22 protein-coding genes are annotated in these 17,910 nt (G+C 45.9%); 8 read left to right on the top strand and 14 right to left on the bottom strand.

Features of this window, described 5'->3' with window-relative positions:
• The first annotated feature begins 5 nt into the window (after window positions 1-5).
• Window positions 6-848 (top strand): DUF6671 family protein, encoded by an 843-nt coding sequence (locus AOC19_RS01915; protein ID WP_215377127.1) that lies wholly within the window; start codon window positions 6-8, stop codon window positions 846-848.
• A 23-nt stretch (window positions 849-871) separates the two neighbouring features.
• Here the strand turns inward: AOC19_RS01915 and AOC19_RS01910 are convergent, their stop codons facing one another.
• The 4 genes from AOC19_RS01910 to AOC19_RS01895 form a co-directional block, all read right to left on the bottom strand.
• A complete protein-coding gene (locus AOC19_RS01910) occupies window positions 872-1,435 on the bottom strand; it encodes a phasin family protein (protein ID WP_215377125.1) in 564 nt (187 codons plus the stop codon).
• A gap of 147 nt (window positions 1,436-1,582) precedes the next feature.
• Window positions 1,583-2,401 (bottom strand): peptidylprolyl isomerase, encoded by an 819-nt coding sequence (locus tag AOC19_RS01905; protein ID WP_215377123.1) that lies wholly within the window; start codon window positions 2,399-2,401, stop codon window positions 1,583-1,585.
• Window positions 2,402-2,450: 49 nt separating this feature from the next.
• Window positions 2,451-2,726: a hypothetical protein gene (locus AOC19_RS01900; RefSeq protein ID WP_251368058.1), complete on the bottom strand. Its 276-nt coding sequence runs from the start codon at window positions 2,724-2,726 to the stop codon at window positions 2,451-2,453.
• An 81-nt stretch (window positions 2,727-2,807) separates the two neighbouring features.
• Window positions 2,808-3,581 (bottom strand): sulfite exporter TauE/SafE family protein, encoded by a 774-nt coding sequence (locus tag AOC19_RS01895; RefSeq protein ID WP_215377121.1) that lies wholly within the window; start codon window positions 3,579-3,581, stop codon window positions 2,808-2,810.
• Window positions 3,582-3,692: 111 nt separating this feature from the next.
• On the opposite strand from AOC19_RS01895, the gene AOC19_RS01890 reads away from it, so the two are divergent.
• The 3 genes from AOC19_RS01890 to AOC19_RS01880 are packed head-to-tail and all read left to right on the top strand — an operon-like array spanning window position 3,693 to window position 5,039.
• Window positions 3,693-4,223 carry a GNAT family N-acetyltransferase gene (locus AOC19_RS01890; protein ID WP_215377119.1) on the top strand — a complete coding sequence of 177 codons (531 nt, stop codon included), beginning with the start codon at window positions 3,693-3,695 and terminating at the stop codon, window positions 4,221-4,223.
• Window positions 4,220-4,762, top strand: coding sequence for an isochorismatase family protein (locus AOC19_RS01885; protein ID WP_251368057.1), 543 nt, complete (start codon window positions 4,220-4,222; stop codon window positions 4,760-4,762). Before AOC19_RS01890 ends, AOC19_RS01885 begins: the two co-directional genes overlap by 4 nt.
• Window positions 4,763-4,820: 58 nt before the next feature.
• A complete protein-coding gene (locus AOC19_RS01880) occupies window positions 4,821-5,039 on the top strand; it encodes a hypothetical protein (RefSeq protein WP_046329638.1) in 219 nt (72 codons plus the stop codon).
• 6 nt (window positions 5,040-5,045) lie between these two features.
• Here the strand turns inward: AOC19_RS01880 and AOC19_RS01875 are convergent, their stop codons facing one another.
• Both AOC19_RS01875 and AOC19_RS01870 read right to left on the bottom strand, forming a co-directional pair.
• A complete protein-coding gene (locus AOC19_RS01875; RefSeq protein WP_215377118.1) occupies window positions 5,046-5,348 on the bottom strand; it encodes a 4a-hydroxytetrahydrobiopterin dehydratase in 303 nt (100 codons plus the stop codon).
• Window positions 5,341-6,075, bottom strand: a complete 735-nt coding sequence (locus tag AOC19_RS01870) for a pseudouridine synthase (protein WP_215377116.1) — start codon at window positions 6,073-6,075, stop codon at window positions 5,341-5,343. Before AOC19_RS01870 ends, AOC19_RS01875 begins: the two co-directional genes overlap by 8 nt.
• A 100-nt stretch (window positions 6,076-6,175) precedes the next feature.
• Between AOC19_RS01870 and AOC19_RS01865 the strand changes: the two genes are divergently transcribed.
• Complete coding sequence (locus AOC19_RS01865) at window positions 6,176-6,715, top strand: DUF2889 domain-containing protein (protein ID WP_215377114.1); 540 nt, start codon at window positions 6,176-6,178, stop codon at window positions 6,713-6,715.
• A 6-nt stretch (window positions 6,716-6,721) separates the two neighbouring features.
• Here the strand turns inward: AOC19_RS01865 and AOC19_RS01860 are convergent, their stop codons facing one another.
• Window positions 6,722-7,492, bottom strand: a complete 771-nt coding sequence (locus AOC19_RS01860; protein ID WP_215377113.1) for an SDR family oxidoreductase — start codon at window positions 7,490-7,492, stop codon at window positions 6,722-6,724.
• 52 nt (window positions 7,493-7,544) lie between these two features.
• Here AOC19_RS01860 and AOC19_RS01855 point away from each other — a divergent pair, with 52 nt between their 5' ends.
• Entirely contained in the window at window positions 7,545-8,375 is an 831-nt protein-coding gene (locus AOC19_RS01855) for a hypothetical protein (RefSeq protein ID WP_251368056.1), read from the top strand.
• 8 nt (window positions 8,376-8,383) lie between these two features.
• Here AOC19_RS01855 and AOC19_RS01850 read toward each other — a convergent pair whose 3' ends face one another.
• The 5 genes from AOC19_RS01850 to AOC19_RS01830 all read right to left on the bottom strand — a co-directional run bounded on the left by AOC19_RS01850 (window position 8,384) and on the right by AOC19_RS01830 (window position 13,877).
• On the bottom strand, window positions 8,384-9,322 hold the full coding sequence (locus AOC19_RS01850; RefSeq protein ID WP_251368055.1) for an MBL fold metallo-hydrolase: 939 nt from the start codon (window positions 9,320-9,322) through the stop codon (window positions 8,384-8,386).
• Window positions 9,315-9,899, bottom strand: a complete 585-nt coding sequence (locus AOC19_RS01845; RefSeq protein ID WP_215377111.1) for a lipocalin family protein — start codon at window positions 9,897-9,899, stop codon at window positions 9,315-9,317. The genes AOC19_RS01850 and AOC19_RS01845 overlap by 8 nt, the downstream gene beginning before the upstream one ends.
• Window positions 9,900-9,912: 13 nt before the next feature.
• Entirely contained in the window at window positions 9,913-10,500 is a 588-nt protein-coding gene (locus AOC19_RS01840) for a sulfite oxidase heme-binding subunit YedZ (RefSeq protein WP_215377109.1), read from the bottom strand.
• Between the two features lie 23 nt (window positions 10,501-10,523).
• Window positions 10,524-11,486 (bottom strand): protein-methionine-sulfoxide reductase catalytic subunit MsrP, encoded by a 963-nt coding sequence (gene msrP / locus AOC19_RS01835; RefSeq protein WP_215377107.1) that lies wholly within the window; start codon window positions 11,484-11,486, stop codon window positions 10,524-10,526.
• A 153-nt stretch (window positions 11,487-11,639) separates the two neighbouring features.
• Window positions 11,640-13,877 carry an NADP-dependent isocitrate dehydrogenase gene (locus AOC19_RS01830; protein ID WP_215377106.1) on the bottom strand — a complete coding sequence of 746 codons (2,238 nt, stop codon included), beginning with the start codon at window positions 13,875-13,877 and terminating at the stop codon, window positions 11,640-11,642.
• A 251-nt stretch (window positions 13,878-14,128) separates the two neighbouring features.
• Between AOC19_RS01830 and AOC19_RS01825 the strand changes: the two genes are divergently transcribed.
• The gene (locus tag AOC19_RS01825) at window positions 14,129-15,331 is read left to right on the top strand and encodes an MFS transporter (protein WP_215377105.1); all 1,203 of its coding nucleotides are present in this window, start codon (window positions 14,129-14,131) and stop codon (window positions 15,329-15,331) included.
• Here AOC19_RS01825 and AOC19_RS01820 read toward each other — a convergent pair.
• Window positions 15,328-16,344, bottom strand: a complete 1,017-nt coding sequence (locus AOC19_RS01820) for a DUF6352 family protein (RefSeq protein WP_215377104.1) — start codon at window positions 16,342-16,344, stop codon at window positions 15,328-15,330. The genes AOC19_RS01825 and AOC19_RS01820 overlap by 4 nt on opposite strands.
• A 75-nt stretch (window positions 16,345-16,419) precedes the next feature.
• On the opposite strand from AOC19_RS01820, the gene AOC19_RS01815 reads away from it, so the two are divergent.
• On the top strand, window positions 16,420-16,767 hold the full coding sequence (locus AOC19_RS01815; RefSeq protein ID WP_015420544.1) for an FKBP-type peptidyl-prolyl cis-trans isomerase: 348 nt from the start codon (window positions 16,420-16,422) through the stop codon (window positions 16,765-16,767).
• A gap of 77 nt (window positions 16,768-16,844) precedes the next feature.
• Here AOC19_RS01815 and AOC19_RS01810 read toward each other — a convergent pair whose 3' ends face one another.
• Window positions 16,845-17,828: a lytic transglycosylase domain-containing protein gene (locus tag AOC19_RS01810; protein ID WP_215377103.1), complete on the bottom strand. Its 984-nt coding sequence runs from the start codon at window positions 17,826-17,828 to the stop codon at window positions 16,845-16,847.
• Between the last annotated feature and the right edge of the window lie 82 nt (window positions 17,829-17,910).

Below are 17,910 nucleotides of genomic sequence, written 5' to 3'. Positions count from 1 at the left end.
TTCTGATGAATACATATTCCAATCGAATCGCGAGTGTTTTAACAAAGCATGGCAAAGAGCTGGTGCTCAATGAAGTTCTTCAACCCAGCATTGGACTTCAGATACAGCATACCGATGCTTACGATACAGATTTACTAGGGACGTTTACCCTGGAGGCTCCAAGATATGGCAGCCAACTAGATGCCGCACGCAAGAAAGCTCAAATTGGTATGGAGTTGGTGGGCACAGATCTTGGTCTAGCAAATGAAGGGGCCTTTGTTGCCGATCCATATACCGGGATGCTGTCATGGAATCAAGAATTAGTGATCTTCATCGACCAAGCACTCCAACTAGAGATGACGGGGTTTTATAGTGGTCCCGCTCAAAATGCTCATGCCTATGTCAATCGCTGGGAAGAATTAGAAAACTTTTCGCACACAGCACTTTTTCCGTCCCACCATCTCGTCATAAAACCAACGGATGAATATCACCCACGATCTATCAAGAATATTAGTAATATCGAGCAACTCAAGGATGCTTTTGAATGGGCCTCAGCACACTCATCCAAAGGCGTTGTGTATGTTGAAAATGATCTGAGGGCATTCGCCAATCCAACCCGGATGGAAGCTATACGGCAAGCAACCATAGATCTTGCAAAAAAGATCAATTCCTTATGCCCAGCATGCCAAACTCCAGGCTACTGGATTAAGGATATTCAGCGAGGTTTACCTTGTAATGCGTGTGGCATGCCCACTAAGCAAGAGATTGCAAAAATATGGGGCTGCCTGAAGTGCGATCATCAGAACTCAGAAGGGATGAAAGTAATTCAGTTTGCCAACCCCTCTTTGTGTAGCCACTGCAATCCATAGTGGGCTGATTACGGCAAGTAGTCTTATTTCTTTTTCTGCTTTTGTACTGCGCCGCCTTTTTGCACAGCAGAGAACTGACTCATATTTTCCACACTCTTCTCAAAGCTCACAAATGAGTCGGCCATGGCTGCGCGTATTAATTCAAAATTCTGCAGCGCATTATTAAAGGAAGCTTTAAATACAGAGGTGTATGGCTCAGTGCCTGCTGGAGCATTTTGTGTGGCCTCGTTAACAAAATGAATGAGATCATGCTGCGATTCTTTAATCATAGCTTCTGCAATTTTTGCCAGCTCCTGGTTACCACTTGCTAAAGCTTGAAAAAGTTGCGCTTGATACTCGGCAACTTCTTTTGCAGCGTCTTGCAAGACTTCAGCATGAACATAATCAAACGCCGCTTTAGGATCTTGCGTTTTCATCAACTCCGCTACCTTGGCTTGTAATCGCGCAGAAAGCTCTTGTGCGGCTCGCTGATTGAGCTGGGCAATCTCTTGAGCGCTGGTGAGAGCAGCCTGGCCTGCTGCTTGAGCAGCTTTCATGCTCTTGGCTTGATTTGCCATTCCACCCAAATCAAATGGATTCTTGCTCATTTGCGCTCCCCTTATTTAATCAGTGATTTTTTCAATCTACTCCTGAATGCGCTCTATTGAGATAGAGAAATACCACTAGAGGCTAGCAGCAATGGAAAAGAGCGCCCTCAGGCACTCTTTTAAGATCTCAATCTAACTTAGATTGACTTAGCGTACGACGATATTCGCACCCTGACGCAATTGGGATAAGAATTCAAACTGCTTCTTCTGCAGCAAACCATTGCGAATAGCTGCTTTAGCCTGCTCAAAAGTTGGCGGCTTGCTGGATTTTTTATCTTCCAATTTAATTAAATACCAGCCCTGAGGCATCTGAATCGGTGCTGGAGAGACTTGACCCTTAGATAGGGTTACCAATACGCTGGCGATCTGCGGCAAAGTCTGCCCTGCTTGCACCCAACCTACAGCACCGCCCTGAACTTTATTTGGCGCGAGTGAAACACTCTTAGCTACTTTATCGAAAGACTCGCCCTTTTTAATTCTGGCTAGCGCAGCTTGCGCATCTGCTTCAGTAGCAACAGCAATATCACTTACCTTGTATTCCACAATCATGCCCTGCGCTCCCAGAGAGGCGATTTCGCGGTTGTACTCAGCCTGAATATCCGCATCGCTTACTGGATTTTTTGACATGTAAGTAGATAGCTCTAGATCTGCTAAATAATTTTGACGAATGAGAGCTAGTTGACTATTGGCTCTATCAGAATTAGCCAGCCCATCTTTTTCAGCCTGCTGAGATAGAAGAGAAATCTCAATCATCTTCCCCAAAACTGCTTTACGGAGTTCTGGAGAATCCTTTTGACCTTGAGACAATGCCGCCTGAATACCTTGCTCAACTACATCGTTCGTGATGATGAAACCATTAACAGAAGCAGCGGCATTGATTGGCAGCGCATTCTGAGCATGAGAAGAACCTACAAAGCCGATTGCCAGCAAGGCACCAGCAAGAAAACGAATGGTGTGGAATTTCATGAATAACTCTTTTCTAAAATGTAGAAGTAATCTTAACAGTTAGCAAATGCTAAAAGGTGAAGGTTGCAGGAATAGGTTCAAAGGGTGCAGCAGACTCCGCGCCCTGAGCTTCCGCCTGTTCTTCTCCATCTGGATTTTTGATGTAGCGAGAATCAAAAGGTGCAGTCGGCTTCTGACTTACAGGCGGTGATACCAAGTAAACAGGTCCTGCGGGAGTCTCCACGGGGGCAAGGGGCTGATTATTAAACTCTTGGATTTGCTCGGGAGTGTAGGGTGAGAATGTCTGCGCAATAGCAGTCATTGGAAATGAAAAGCTAAAAGTCATTACAAAAATGGTAAGCGCTTTGAGTCTAGTGAGAGTATTCATCAATTTTTCTGAGTTAAGCTTTTCTTTTCTTTTATCTTCTTAAGCAAGCAAGCCATCAGCAATTAATTTAATACTCGCGATCAATAAGAAAATTTGCACAATGATGTAGTACCACTTTACTGAAATCTTCCCAGCTAAATAAAATCCTAAATACACACCTACCGGCACCAAAGGCAATAAGAGTATTGATGTGGCCAACTGATCTAGGTTGAGTAAATCAAGATAAGCATAGGGAACTAACTTACCAAAATTCATCACCGTAAAAAATATACCCAATGTAGAGGTATAGATCATCGGAGAAACCCTCTCCCTCAGCATATATATTGTAATTGGAGGGCCACCTATATGGGCAACAAAAGAGGTGAAGCCAGACACACCCCCCATTAATCTTCCAAGCCAAGGGAATGGCTTAGCCCCTTTCAGATCCAAGCGCGACATCACCACGCTCTGAATTAAAAATAGTAAGGTAAAAATGCCGATCGAGAGAGAAAGGATTTTAGGGGTAATGACAGAGAAGAAGAGGTAACCCAATAGCATTCCAAACGCAGCTGGCAATAAGACCAACTTCAGTATTCGCCAATCAGCGTTTTTCAAAAATCGCCTTAATCCCACCAAATCAATTGCAATTAAAAGTGGCAATAAGATAGCAAGGGCTTCATGGATGCTGGACTGACTCGCCATCAGGGGTAATGACAGCACTCCCAAGCCAGCACCAAACCCGCTTTTAGAAATCCCAACAACAATGACGCTGATGGACGCCAATACAAAAAAGGCGAAAGAGTGGTCATGAAAAGCCTGAACCAAAGAAATCATGAGGGACTTGCCGAAGGTGAAATAAGTAGATCTCTATTTTAGGACTAAAAGGGTTTGAGCAAATAGATAAAAAGGGTATGCTGAAATATCTAGACTTGTATATCTCAATCCATGAATACGCCGAACTCGTTTACCAATAGAGCTATTGCGCTCGGCGATGGAAATCACTATCTGATTCGTCCCGTTCAATTAGATGATCGAGATCGAATTATTGAGCTATTCAACCACCTCTCACCCGAAAGTCGCTACCTCCGATTTGCCCATGCAATCTCTAAACTGCCAGATGATTTTCTGGATGACATATTGGATCTAGACTACAAGAGTGAAATGGCTTTGCTTGCAATCCTATCAAACCAGTCTGGAGTGGAGGAGCCTATCGGAATTGCTCGGTATGTGACGCTCCCCAATCAGAATATTTGCGAGTTTTCTCTCAGCGTGAGTGATAACCATTCAGCACATGGCGTTGGTACACATTTGATGCTTGACCTCATAGGGTATGCAAAAGAAAATGGAATACAAGAAATGCTTGGATACGTTTTGAGTAAGAATTTACGAATGCTCAATCTAGTCTCTGATCTGGGCTTTCAGATCACCAACCTAGATGATGACCCCGACTTTAAAACCGTGAGCCTGCTACTGTGAACACATCAAATCAAATTCATCCAGAAACTTCGATCCTCATCTTGATCGATTTGCAGGGGCGCCTGATGCCAGCTATTGATCAAGGCGAGGCTGTTCTCAAGCAATGTATCCGTACCGCTCAAATTGCTCAACTACTCAAGATTCCGATTATTGCCACGGAGCAAAGTCCAAAAAGTCTGGGGGCTAATATCGAATCTATTCGGATTTTTTGTAGCAAAACGATTCATAAAGAGCATTTCAATGCCTGTGCCGATGGCTTAATTCAATCCATCCCCAGCAATCGTCAGCAATGCATTTTGATGGGCTGTGAAACCCATGTCTGCTTAATGCAAACCGCTCTCAAGTTAATTGATGAGGGTTACGATGTTTCGATAGTGGTGGACGGTGTTGGCTCACGTCGCCCACTCGATAAGCAAATTGCACTTGAGCGACTACAAATTGCAGGAGCGCGGCTCATTACCGGTGAAATGCTCGGGTTTGAGTGGCTTAAGACAGCTCAAAATCCAGCGTTCAAAGAAGTTCTCGCGCTACTCAAATAATAGAGCTGGGCGCGCGAAGCTTTATTTGCTATTCTGCAGCATCACTTAAAGGATTCTTATGACGAACGATACTCAAACCCAAAACGACGAAGATTTTGACTATGGGTGCGAATGCGCCATGACACTCTTAAATGAGCCTACAGAAGATTGTTTAAACGACCTGATCGATGAGCTTGATGAAGATGGCATGATCGCTACTGAAGTTGTCTACGGCCTTCTGGCAACGATCCTCATGAGCATCACCTCAGAAGATGAAGATGACGAGGAAGTTCAGTAAAGCGAATTAAGCCGAGATTTGAAGAGCGTATTGATCCATGGCAGTTGCCATGGAGATATCGAGATCAGTCAAGGCCTTCATTGAATGGGTGCTCAAGCGAACTGACACCTTATTCCAAGTATTGGACCAATCTGGATGGTGATCTAACCCCTCCGCGAAGTTTGCGCACAGAGTCATGAATTGAAATGCAGCCTTGAAATCCTTAAATACAAATGTCCGCTCCAACTCTTGAGTTGCTAGATTTACGCGCCAATTAGGCAATACTTTCGCAAAATCAAAATCATTAGCAAGGGCCTGGGGTTTAGACATGAGGGGCATCCACACTTTTAGATAGTTTCTGTAAATCTTCTGAATAAAGCCAGCGCCACTCGCCTTCCGCCAAATCAGAAGGCATGAGGTATTGTCCGATTTCAGTGCGGTGCAGCTTGGCAACATGATTACCCACGGCAGCCATCATTCGCTTCACCTGATGGTAACGACCCTCAACAATAGTCATGGCTAATACATTCTCATCAAGCTGCTGACATGCTGTAGCAAAACAGGGCTTTGGGTCATCATCTAACACGACACCATTTAACAAGTGGTCCATCTGTTTTTGCGTAATAGGCTCAGGAGTAGTGATCTCGTATACCTTGCCAATATTTTTCTTGGGTGTCGTCATCTTATGAATAAACTGGCCATCATCCGAGATCAAAATTAAACCGGTCGTATCAAAATCCAAACGTCCAACGCACTGTAAGCCTCGCTCTACAAATGGTTTTGGTAGCAAACTATAGACACTGGGATGGTGCGTCGTTTTGTGGGAGCACTCATAGTTTGGTGGCTTATTGAGAGCGATGTAAGCCTTTTCATGAAACTCCCAATCCTGCCCCTCCACATTGAGCATCAATCCCTCGGTGGCGATACGCTCTTCTGGATCTTCAGCCAAAACACCATTGACCTTAACGAGATCGGCATAAACTAAATCACTGCAATAGCGCCTGGTGCCAAAGCCTTGGCTAAATAATATTTTTTCGAGAGAAATCGGTTTGGCCATATGTTGCGAAGAATACTACAAAGACGGGAGATTGATCTAAGGCAAATGAAGCCGTTATGATTGTCATATACCGCTTCTTAGACTCTCACCGACTATCGTCATGCTCTCCACCCCAACAAGCAGAAATCCACTTCATACCCGCGAAATCACCTTTCAGGGATATGCTCGGGAAGATGGTTTATGGGACATTGAAGCGCATTTACGGGACTTCAAATTCCACCCCTTTACTACCGGTGGAAAAACCTGGGAACCCGGCCAAGCATTTCACGATATGTGGGTTCGTATCACCGTCAATACTGAATTAGTGATTCAAGCCATTGAGGTAGCTATGGATAGCCACCCTCACCCTGAATGCCCGCAAGTGATACCCCCTATGAATGCGCTCATTGGCGCACGCATTGGCAAAGGTTGGCGTAAAACGATTAATGAACATCTTGGCGGCATCAAGGGCTGCACTCACTTACGAGAACTGCTCAGCAATATCGCTACCGCTGCTTTTCAATCTATTCCGGGCGCCCTATTTGATCCAGATGACGATAAACCGCCGCTGTATTTGGGAACCTGTAAATCTTGGGACTTTGACGGACCTGTAGTGATGCGCGTCTATCCCCAGTTTTACAAATGGAAACCAACAGTCTAGATTTCCTTAAAACTCACCACGGTGAATATGGAAAGGATTAAATGCCTGTTGTACTGGCATCAGCTCCACTAAATTAATATTCATATGACTTGGCAAGTTAGCAGACCAGTAAATAGCTTCCGCCACATCATCTGCGCTCAAGGCCTTCACACCAGAATAGACTTTGTCTGCTTTGTCGTCATCACCCTTAAAGCGCACATTCGAAAACTCAGTTCCAGAACACATTCCCGGCTCAACACAAGTCACGCGTACTGGTGTGCCAACTAAATCAGCCCTGAGGTTCAAACTAAATTGCTGCACAAAGGCTTTAGTTCCGCCGTACACATTGCCACCCGGATAGGGATAGCTTGCCGCCACAGAACCGAGATTAATGACGTGACCACATTTACGCTCTACCATTCCTGGCAAAAAAGCGCGTGTCATATGAACCAACCCTTTGATGTTGGTGTCAATCATTTGATCCCAGTCAGTAAGAAAGGCTTGATGCGCCGGCTCCAAACCCAAAGCCAACCCAGCGTTATTGACCAACACTGTCACTTTGGCAAAGTCTGCCGGCAATGTTGCTGCAAGACCATCTACCTTCACGCTATCGCAAACATCCACAGCCAAGGTTAGAAGCTTGTTCTGCTGATCCGTAGGAAGAGACACCTTCAACGCTTCTAAACGCTCTACCCTTCTGCCTAAAGCAATCACTCTATGGCCATTTGCCAAAAACCTTCTAGCAGTTGCCTCCCCAAAGCCAGCGGTAGCGCCGGTTACTAAAACTGTATGTTCCATATTTTTCTGCTTATTTTTTGTAATTGACTGAGTCATTTATATTACTGCGTATATGAGATTGTTGCGGATTTTTACCTACACCCTGACTTTATTGATTCTGCTGGGATTCACGGGAAGGGCTATGGCTGACGAAAGTAAGTTCTCAGGAGGCTTTCTCGACCTAGAAAAAGCATCTGATCAGTATTCAAATCAGCGGGTACTGGAATTTTGGGCTTACCACGATACGTTTGGTGAGCAAACCCAAGCCGATACTCTGAAGTTGCGTTACTACCAGCCCCTGCACTTTGATCGCTGGCGCGGAACCATGCGACTCGACACCTCTTACGTGTCAACTTATGGGCCTGAACTGCCACAACATCAGACTGGCACTTACAGCGCCGGCAATACGATGCTAACCGTCTGGGGCAATCATCCAAATGTTCTAAAAAACTGGGAGGGAACCTTAGGCGGGCGAATTATCTTTCCCTTTGGCAATTACGGGCAATGGGCGGCAGGTCCTCAGATCGGCACCGTGTATGTACCGCGCCAAGGAAGTAAGTCAGCTCTCTCGGACTTTTCACCTCTTCTGAGATATATGTACGGCTTTGATACCAAGAGCAATTCTTTTGCCAATAACCCCAATCAACCACCTCTAGTTCGCAATCTCAATATCTTCCCAACACTAGGCTTTAATCTCACTCCCAATACCCAACTTCGATTGTGGGACGAGAATGGGATAGCATGGAACACGGGTGGTGGTGGCTGGTTCGTCCCACTGGATGCTATGGTGACCCATCGCCTCAATAAAAGCTTTTTATTTGCAGTGGGTGCTAGCAAGCAGGTAGTGCAAAGCTATCCGGTTTACGACTGGTCTTTTTATGGCAAGCTGTCGTTTAACTTCTGACCCACCATTTAATCAAGATTGACTAAGTAATCTTTTTCGATGATGGCTGCTTTCGATTTCACCAAAGCCTCCACCAACCAAAGCTGAAAATCCTCAGCATTCATATTGAGCTGTTTGCGAATATTCTCCAATACAGGCGTTCTCGCAATCCACTGCTGAGCGTCTATTAGTTTCTGACTACGCCATTCCAAGAGCTTGTACTTGAGGAGCACTTTGGCGCCATGACGTGCATTACGGTCAGCATCGCTTGAGAGGTAATCCAAGCGTGATTTTGCAGTCTCAATCGACTGTTTTACATTAGTAAAAGGTTTTCCATGTCCCGGGATTACTAAAGCAACAGGCAACCTCTCAATCAGCTCCAAGGTCTGTGCCACCTCTTCAAAACCCCCCTCACCCCATAGCTCAGGAAAGATGACCCCAAAGCCTTCCTCCCAAAGTGCATCGGCAGAGATCAAGATTTGATGCTGCTCTTGGTACAACATGATGGAATGGTTGTCATGACCTGGAGCCGCAAGAATTTGCCAGCGGTACGGACCCAAGATCAGTTCTTCACCAGGTACTAGGAGAGCTTGATGACTAAAGCGTGGACACTCTTGCCCTAGCTGTTCAAAGCTGAGTAAATTCTCATCCCAGTCTTGCACCGCGATGGCCTCCGCTTGCGGTATCCAAATCTCGCAATCAAATACTTCGGATAAAGCCGCATTACCGCCACAATGATCAGAATGCAGATGGGTGTTGACTACTTTATTGAGGGTTTTTAAGCCATGCTGCTGCAGTGAATTAGAAACTAAATCCAGTGTCATCTGTTGATGAGCACAGTACCCAGTGTCAACTAAGGAAACGTCTTGTTCACCGAATAGTAAAACATTATTTGCCGATAACCATCCGCGCTCGAAAATCTCCATTCCGGGCGGGAGCAAATAATTACCAATGCGCTTTTCAGACACCTGAATTCTTCTGGGAAGTGAGTTCGAGTTTTTGAATGTCGAATTGCTGTTGCTTCAGGCGCTGCAATAAATCCGCATAGACTTTAGGATCGATTTGCGGGGTCCTGGATAAAACCCAAAGATATTCTCTTCTAGGATCACTCACGGCTGCCACCTGATATTGAGAATCCAAATCAATCACCCAGTAATCACCCCATACCAAAGGTAGAAATGAAAGCCACTCGGGAGCAAAGCGCACTTCCAATTTAGGGGAATCTTTGGCACCAATCTGACGAGCCAAGCCTTCTGCTTCTGAGGTCTCTCCCGAAGCCGTTTTGCAACTGTTGAGTACTCGAAGATTGCCATCTGGTTTAGCGCTATAGACGGCCTTTGTATTGGAAACGCACTTTTTCTGAAACCAATTCGGAAACTTGGCAATTTCGTACCAAGTTCCTAGGTAGCGCGGCACATCCAAAGAAGCTATGATCTTCACACCCTGCTCCACCGGTTGCGCCATGACTTGGGATGATCCCAGTCCAATGAGTAATGAGCCCACTATGGAAATGAGTGAAGCACGAGAATGGGAAAACAGGGTCATTAGCGCAATGCCTTTAGTTGGTAGATCGCCTGCTCAAAAGCTTGCGAATATAAGGAATCCTACAACATAACAGCAATAGCAAAACAAGCGCATAAATTGTTACAGTATCCAAATCATTCTTTCCCGCCTTATGCCACCAATAATGCAGAATCGCAGTACAGGCAATGAGATAAATCAGTCGATGCAATAAAGCCCAACGGCGACCTAATTGTCTTTGGGCCCAATGGGTGGAGGTTATGGCTAGTGGAATCAGCAAAACAAGACTGATAAAGCCCATGGTGATGAACGGTCGCTTCAGCACGTCCTTCAGCATGTCCACTAAATCAAAATTTTGATCTAGCCAAAGCCAGATTAGGAAATGCACAGATGCATAAAAGAAACTAAATAAACCTAACATTCTGCGATACCGAATCCATACCGTTGCATTCGTCAGCAAACGCAGTGGCGTCATCGCTAGGGTTAAGCACAAGAAAACGAGCGCCCAAGTTCCCGTGGAGCGGGTTATCAACTCAATGGGGTTCGCACCTAAACCATCGGTTAAGCCCAACCAAATCAAACGATCTAAGGGCAATAGCGCTAAGAGAAAAATGAATAACTTCATCACGCTATATTGATTGCTTAGCCTCAATAAAACTTCTTGAGATCCATCCCAGCGTACATACTCGCCACTTGATCACCGTAACCATTGAACATTTGGGTTTTAATCTTAGGAGCAAAGACACCTTTAGGATCGCCAATACGACGCTCGGTAGCCTGACTCCAGCGAGGATGATCTACCTGAGGATTGACGTTGGAATAAAATCCATACTCGCGTGCATCAAACTGACTCCAACTGGTCTTCGGCATTTCCTCTGTCAAACGAATTTTGACAATCGACTTAGCGCTTTTAAAGCCATATTTCCAAGGCACCACAATTCTGACGGGGGCACCATTTTGTTTTGGCAGCATTTCACCATAAAGACCAAAGGTCAGAAGAGTCAATGGGTTCATAGCCTCATCCAAGCGAAGGCCTTCGCGATAAGGCCAGTCGATAATCTGGCTCTTTAAGCCTGGCATTTGCTTGCGATCTGCCAAAGTAATAAATTCCACATATTTGGCGGAACCTAAGGGCTGCACCTGATTCAATAATTTGGATAAGGAGTAACCATCCCATGGAATCACCATAGACCAACCCTCAACGCAGCGCATGCGATAGATGCGCTCTTCCATCGGAGCAAGCTTGAGTAATGAGTCAATATCCAAGGTCATTGGTTTTTTGACCAAACCTTCAATCGTTACTGTCCATGGACGCGTTTGCAAGCTCTCAGCATAGGCGGCCGGATCTGATTTATCCGTTCCAAACTCATAGAAGTTGTTGTAACCAGTCACATACTTATAACTAGTCGATTCATCCTTGAGAATGAAGTTGGGGTTTGGAGTGGCGATTAATTTTTGAGCATTACTTGCAAGTGCATCACGGGAAAACCATGGCGCAAGAGCCAAACCAAAAGCACCGGCAGCAGCGCTCTTAATTAAGTCGCGACGCCCCTCAAAAACCGCCTTAGGGGTGATTTCCTGGGAAAGCTGCTTTAGTTCATGGGCTCGCATATCAAAGTCTCCTCAATGGATTGAATCTCTTACCAACAATAAGCTCCATTCTCCTACGCCCGCCAATTTATTGCTGAGGCACTGAATTGAAGCCAGGAGACGCATAAAAAAAGGCAAACCAAACGGTTTGCCCTTTTCACGAAGCTGCGCAAATTAAGCTACTGCTGCTGTCTTCAAGATCTCATTCAAAGTGGTGCTTGGGCACATCACCGCCTTGAACTTAGCTTGATCAGGCATGAAGTAACCACCGATATCAGCTGGTTTACCTTGCACTGCCTTGAGCTCACTAACAATTTTTTGCTCGTTCTCAGTTAAAGCTTTTGCAATCGGAGCAAAGTGAGCTTGTAGTTCTTTATCTTCCGTTTGTGCAGCTAGAGCTTGAGCCCAGTACATCGCCAAGTAGAACTGGCTACCGCGGTTATCCAACTCGCCAGTACGTGGAGATGGTGACTTATTGTTATCCAATAATGTGCCAGTAGCTTCATCTAGGGTGCGAGCCAAAATCTTCACTTTTTGATTATTAGTCTTGTCACCGATATCTTCTAAAGAAACAGCTAAAGCCAAAAACTCACCCAATGAATCCCATCGCAAATGGTTCTCTTCAACCAATTGTTGAACGTGCTTAGGAGCAGAACCACCCGCACCAGTTTCAAAGAGACCGCCACCTGCCATCAAAGGCACGATAGACAACATCTTTGCACTAGTGCCGAGTTCCATGATTGGGAACAAATCAGTGAGGTAGTCACGCAAAATATTACCAGTCACAGAAATCGTGTCTTTGCCACGAATCACGCGCTCCAATGTGAAACGCATTGCGCGGGTCTGAGACATGATCTGAATATCTACGCCAGTTAAGTCGTAATCTTTCAAGTAGGTTTGCACCTTTTTGATTAACTCAGCTTCATGCGGGCGGTACTCATCCAACCAGAATACGGCTGGAGTATTAGACAGACGCGCACGGTTGACTGCCAACTTCACCCAGTCACGAATCGGCGCATCTTTAACCTGACACATACGCCAGATATCGCCCTCTTCTACATTCTGCTCCAGCAATACTGTGCCGTCATCCGCAACAATGCGGGCTACACCAGCCTCAGGGATCTCAAAAGTCTTATCGTGTGAGCCGTACTCTTCTGCCTGCTGAGCCATCAAGCCCACGTTAGGCACTGTACCCATGGTTTTAGGATCAAAGTTACCGTGGGTCTTACAGAAGTTAATCATTTCTTGATAGATGCGAGCAAAGGTACTTTCTGGAATAACCGCTTTAGTGTCATGCAAACGACCATCTGCACCCCACATCTTGCCGCCAACACGAATCATTGCCGGCATCGATGCATCCACGATCACATCGCTTGGTGAATGCAGGTTAGTAATGCCTTTAGCAGAGTCAACCATCGCCAATGCTGGACGATGCTCATGGCACGCATGTAAGTCTTGAATGATTTCTTCGCGCTTGGATTCTGGCAAAGTTTTGATCTTGTCGTACAAGCTGCTCATACCGTTGTTTGGATTAACGCCTAACTCTTCAAACAACTTGCCATGCTTCTCAAATGCATCTTTGTAGAAAATCTTGACAGCATGACCAAACACGATTGGGTGTGACACCTTCATCATGGTCGCCTTGACGTGCAAGGACAACATCATGCCGGTCTTGTAAGCATCTTCGATTTCTTTTTCGTAGAACTCGCAGAGTGCTTTCTTGCTCATGTACATGCTGTCAATAATTTCACCAGCAAGCAAAGAGACTTTTGGCTTGAGAACAATCGTCTTGCCACTCTTCGTGACCAAATCCATCTTCACATCACATGCCTTAGTCATCGTCATTGACTTCTCACCAGCGTAGAAGTCGCCACCATGCATGTGGGATACGTGTGTACGGGAAGCCTGGCTCCACTCACCCATAGAGTGTGGGTTCTTGCGGGCATAACGCTTCACCGCATTTGGTGCGCGGCGGTCAGAGTTACCTTCACGCAATACTGGGTTTACTGCGCTGCCTAAACACTTGGAGTAACGGGTGCGAATTGCTTTTTCAGCATCGTCCTTAGGATCATCTGGGAAATCAGGGATCTTGTAGCCTTTAGATTGCAGTTCTTTAATAGCAGCGAGCAATTGAGGAACTGAAGCGCTGATATTCGGCAACTTGATGATGTTGGTATCTGGCAATAAGGTCATGCGACCCAGTTCAGCCAAATTATCAGGAACTTTTTGTTCGGCAGTTAAGCAATCAGAGAACTCTGACAAGATACGTGCCGCAACAGAAATGTCGCTTTCTACAACCTGCACTCCAGCTGGTGCTGTAAAGGTGCGAATGATTGGTAAAAATGCACAGGTCGCCAATAATGGCGCTTCATCTGTCAGCGTGTAAATGATCTTTGATTTCTCTGAAGCCATTGATGTTTCCTCGATATGGATAAATATTAGGGCTCGGTCTTATACCGAACCACTCTCGCATTCCGCACGCAACACTTCAGGCGCTTTTGGCTGTCTTGGGTGTCATTTCGCGCACTGGACCGAGAATGCTATTTTAAATCATCGACCCCGCCAATTTAAGGGGATTTAGGCACCAAATTGGCTGAAGTCAGTCAATTTAAGGGAATCCACCGAGCTAAATCCTTGCTCGTATACATCGTAAACTGCAGTACATGACGAACAAGCACCCCCTGCTCAACAAAAACCTCCTGCTGTTGATTCTCTGCCAGGGCTTGTTTTTAACCAATAATGTGACATTTATCGCCATTAATGGCCTGGTTGGCCTCAGCCTGAGTCCAGTTGCCTGGATGGCGACCCTGCCTGTAATGGGTTATGTGGTGGGGGGTGCCTTCTCAACCTCCATCGTAGCCAAAACCCAAAATTACTTTGGCCGGAAGATTTCTTTTCAGCTCGGCCTCTTGGTAGCGGTCTTGTCAGCCCTCCTCTGTGCATACGCCGCTATTTCCAAAAACTTCTGGCTTTTGGTCCTAGGTACCTTTATTGCAGGCTATTACAGCGCTAATGGCCAGCTCTATCGATTTGCGGCTGCTGAGCTCACGGTTGCCAGCCAAAGGGATAAGGCGGTCTCCTGGGTGCTAGCTGGTGGCATCCTGGGTGCAGTGATTGGGCCCAACCTAGCCTCTTGGACTAAGGATTTCTTTGATACCGCGTTCTTGGGGGCTTACCTTACCCTTTCAATAGCGGGCTTTATTGGCATCATCGTGATGCAGTTCATCCACTTCCCAGAAGAGTTTAAGACCCAGCATTCACTGTCCGCAGGCAGAAATCTCAAAACAATTCTGCAACAACCCGTCTTTATGGTTGCGGTGATTGGCGCCTCTTTGGGCTACGGCGTCATGAACCTACTGATGGCAGCAACGCCACTTGCCATGCAAATTTGTGGGCTCCCTTTTTCAGACACAGCACTGGTCTTGGAGTGGCATGTCATCGGTATGTTCGCACCCGGGTTTTTTACTGGCTCACTCATTCAACGCTTTGGCACAGTCAAAATAATGGGTGTTGGCGTCATCCTCAATCTCGTATGCATTGCAATCGCGCTGACTGGCGTCGACTTTCATCAATTCCTAATTGCGCTATTTTTGTTAGGCGTTGGTTGGAACTTTTTATTTACTGGCTCGACCTCTTTGGCGATGACTGCCTACCGACCAGAAGAACGTGACAAGGCTCAAGCAGCCATTAACTTCTTTGTATTTGGCACTATGGCCTTCACTTCCTTCGGCTCTGGAGCCCTCATTACCTCGCAGGGCTGGAACATTCTCAATCTCGGATCGCTGCTTCCCGTTGCGGTGACAGCGGCTGCGTTAATTTGGCTTAGCGCCAATCGCAAGAAGGTCAGCACCTCCTCTGCGGCTTAAGAAACCTTCGCTAAAGGTAGATTGAAAAGTAAGTTTTGCGGCTTTAGCTTGAGTTGCTTTTCATCATTCATCGCAATGCACATATACACCGGCTTTCCAGCCTGAGATTGGGTAACGGCAGCCTCATCAATAAAGTCTAAGCGGAATAAGCAAATGACCTTCTCAAGCTCATCAGCATCGACCGGCTCTTTGTTGTAAAGCTTATTCAAGATATCAGTCGCAGCAGCATCTAGGCCAACATGCCAAGACCACTTCGGATCGGTGATTTGCTGCATTGGAGTGATACGTACTTGAGCGCCTAAAAAATGTTGCACCCATTTTTCAAGAACACGGCAAAAATGATTAATGGGTGGCTGACCAAAATTGAGCTGCACTGCAAAATCATGATCTTCATTCTTCTCCCAATACAGATCGGCATTTTCTTCATGCAATACATCTAAATCAATCGAGCGCATGGACATCGACTTGCTCTTTAGAAGATCAAGAATATTTCCCGTTTCACCTGCCTGCGCATTGCGAGTGACTACCTCATCATCAGCGCCCATCACCACGCTGTCCTCGAGCACGGTGATTTTCTGCACTCGAAAGAAGATCTCACCCATGCGAGCATCCAATGGATGGCAATCTTCACCCAAGATATGACGGATAAATATTTGCGCCAACTGAGAGATAAATAAAGGCGGCACGTCAACACCATCGCCTTTAAATAAGCTCATATAGAAATTTTCTAAAGAGCTGGCCGCCAATAACTTAGCGCGGTATCTCAACCAAACTTGATAGTTCACCTGAATATCAGGATCTGCCATTCCAGCAATTTCCTCATCGGCGATGACTGCTCGGGGGTTCTCGCTTAAGCGCTGGTGCAAGGCACGCTCAGCAGCGCAGGATTCGGGAACTAGGTTTAGTTCGGGACGCAATAAGTAAGTACGCAGAAAATCATCCGTCACTTGCAATTGCTTGTCAGACCCCACCGTTAGGGTTTTATATGCAGAATGAGGCCAGAAGTTTGTCATATGAGTTTGCTCGAACAAAAAGATTACGCTCAGAATATACTAGCCCTTCAATTTCAGCCAAAGAGGAAGATAAACGTGAGCGAACTCCAAAAAATAGATACCGTTGTTGGTGATGGCAAAGAAGCGACTGCCGGCAATCATGTCGATGTGCATTACACCGGGTGGTTGTTTGATGAAAAGGCCCCTGACCATAAAGGTCAGAAGTTTGATAGTTCCCTCGATCGCGGTCAGTTATTTAGCTTTCCTTTGGGTGCTGGCCATGTCATTAAGGGCTGGGATCAGGGCGTGCAAGGCATGAAAATTGGCGGCAAACGCACCCTCATCATCCCTTCAGAGATGGGCTATGGCCCTCGTGGTGCGGGTGGTGTGATTCCCCCAAATGCAACATTGGTATTTGATGTAGAGCTACATGGAGTGAATTAATTCCGAACCTGCTTCTGCAAGTAATAAGGCCACTCAATGAGTGGCCTTTATTTTGTCCTAAAGAAACGATATCGATCTTAGGAGCGTAAGTCTTTACCGTTTAGTGTTAATTTATTTTGCGTTGTTGGCTGGCACAAACTAATTAAGCGGTTTCTTTCTGCCATGACCTTATCAGCATAGCCACCATCATTCTCAGCGTTTGCAGCACCAACATAGTATTTCAAGCCATTGCGCAATGAGCCACTAGTCGCAATTAAATACTTCAGAATATAAGCGCCTACCCGAATATTCACTTCTGGCTTAACCGCATCAGTAGCACCGCCATACAAAGCATATTTATCTTTATGAATAGCAGTCATCACTTGCATCAAGCCTTCTGCACCTGCATGGCTTTTAATGAGCGGATTAAAGTTGGACTCCACAGAAATCACCGCGAGCAATAAGACTGGATCAATATTGACTTCTTTTGCAATCAGCACGGTGTTCGAAACATATTCCTCAATCTTGGCCCGATCTAACTTGTACTTCTTCTCAAAGAAGTCAGCAACAGCGCGTTGATTTTGAATGGACACCATCAACTTTGAATCCAAAGCTTGAGGGTCAATTTTGGATGTTGGGATGCGATCCGACAAATGGGAAATCGGCTTTACCTGAGCATGCGCCACCGAGGGCATCAAGAGGGCAACTGTTTGCTGCTTAGCGCTTGTCAAGCCGCTGTGAGAAGTAGCTGATGCCTTGCCATAGATGACATTCGCAATTTCTTTGTCAGCAAGCGCCTTGGGAGCCTCTTCCTGATACTGATCGAGCATTGCAAAACCACCCTGCCAAACCATATGGCGGGCTTCGTCAGGGACCAGGATGCGAGCTAAATCAAATGCACCTGCTTGAGTTCCGTTGCCGGAAAGCCAGAGTCCAACAATCATGAAAACAGTCACGATCAATAGGCCATTCATCACCCGATATACAGGAGATAGTGCGTGAGCCAGCAACTCTTTAGCGCTTGCCTTTACAGGCTGCACCAGTTGCATCTCACTCAAATTAGCAGAAAAACATTTAATCATTCATGGTCTTGCAGCACCCCAAAAATCAAAGCTCAGATTTATGTTGCAATGCAATAAGTAAAAAACATGAGCCATCCTAAGA

The organism is Polynucleobacter asymbioticus (assembly GCF_018687575.1).
Taxonomy (GTDB): Bacteria; Pseudomonadota; Gammaproteobacteria; order Burkholderiales; family Burkholderiaceae; genus Polynucleobacter; species Polynucleobacter asymbioticus_C.
The sequence above is the reverse complement of the archived record's forward strand: the minus strand, read 5'-3'. Positions and strand labels throughout refer to the sequence as shown.

What these genes read in the sequence shown, in the direction of transcription:
- AOC19_RS01915 (WP_215377127.1), top strand. Translation starts at nt 6, where the DNA reads ATGAATACATATTCCAATCGAATCGCGAGTGTTTTAACAAAGCATGGC.
- AOC19_RS01900 (WP_251368058.1), bottom strand. Translation starts at nt 2,726, where the DNA reads ATGACTTTTAGCTTTTCATTTCCAATGACTGCTATTGCGCAGACATTC.
- AOC19_RS01895 (WP_215377121.1), bottom strand. Translation starts at nt 3,581, where the DNA reads ATGATTTCTTTGGTTCAGGCTTTTCATGACCACTCTTTCGCCTTTTTT.
- AOC19_RS01890 (WP_215377119.1), top strand. Translation starts at nt 3,693, where the DNA reads ATGAATACGCCGAACTCGTTTACCAATAGAGCTATTGCGCTCGGCGAT.
- AOC19_RS01875 (WP_215377118.1), bottom strand. Translation starts at nt 5,348, where the DNA reads ATGTCTAAACCCCAGGCCCTTGCTAATGATTTTGATTTTGCGAAAGTA.
- AOC19_RS01825 (WP_215377105.1), top strand. Translation starts at nt 14,129, where the DNA reads ATGACGAACAAGCACCCCCTGCTCAACAAAAACCTCCTGCTGTTGATT.
- AOC19_RS01860 (WP_215377113.1), bottom strand. Translation starts at nt 7,492, where the DNA reads ATGGAACATACAGTTTTAGTAACCGGCGCTACCGCTGGCTTTGGGGAG.
- AOC19_RS01880 (WP_046329638.1), top strand. Translation starts at nt 4,821, where the DNA reads ATGACGAACGATACTCAAACCCAAAACGACGAAGATTTTGACTATGGG.
- AOC19_RS01830 (WP_215377106.1), bottom strand. Translation starts at nt 13,877, where the DNA reads ATGGCTTCAGAGAAATCAAAGATCATTTACACGCTGACAGATGAAGCG.
- AOC19_RS01810 (WP_215377103.1), bottom strand. Translation starts at nt 17,828, where the DNA reads ATGATTAAATGTTTTTCTGCTAATTTGAGTGAGATGCAACTGGTGCAG.
- AOC19_RS01820 (WP_215377104.1), bottom strand. Translation starts at nt 16,344, where the DNA reads ATGACAAACTTCTGGCCTCATTCTGCATATAAAACCCTAACGGTGGGG.
- AOC19_RS01870 (WP_215377116.1), bottom strand. Translation starts at nt 6,075, where the DNA reads ATGGCCAAACCGATTTCTCTCGAAAAAATATTATTTAGCCAAGGCTTT.
- AOC19_RS01855 (WP_251368056.1), top strand. Translation starts at nt 7,545, where the DNA reads ATGAGATTGTTGCGGATTTTTACCTACACCCTGACTTTATTGATTCTG.
- AOC19_RS01905 (WP_215377123.1), bottom strand. Translation starts at nt 2,401, where the DNA reads ATGAAATTCCACACCATTCGTTTTCTTGCTGGTGCCTTGCTGGCAATC.
- AOC19_RS01840 (WP_215377109.1), bottom strand. Translation starts at nt 10,500, where the DNA reads ATGAAGTTATTCATTTTTCTCTTAGCGCTATTGCCCTTAGATCGTTTG.
- AOC19_RS01845 (WP_215377111.1), bottom strand. Translation starts at nt 9,899, where the DNA reads ATGACCCTGTTTTCCCATTCTCGTGCTTCACTCATTTCCATAGTGGGC.
- msrP (WP_215377107.1), bottom strand. Translation starts at nt 11,486, where the DNA reads ATGCGAGCCCATGAACTAAAGCAGCTTTCCCAGGAAATCACCCCTAAG.
- AOC19_RS01910 (WP_215377125.1), bottom strand. Translation starts at nt 1,435, where the DNA reads ATGAGCAAGAATCCATTTGATTTGGGTGGAATGGCAAATCAAGCCAAG.
- AOC19_RS01865 (WP_215377114.1), top strand. Translation starts at nt 6,176, where the DNA reads ATGCTCTCCACCCCAACAAGCAGAAATCCACTTCATACCCGCGAAATC.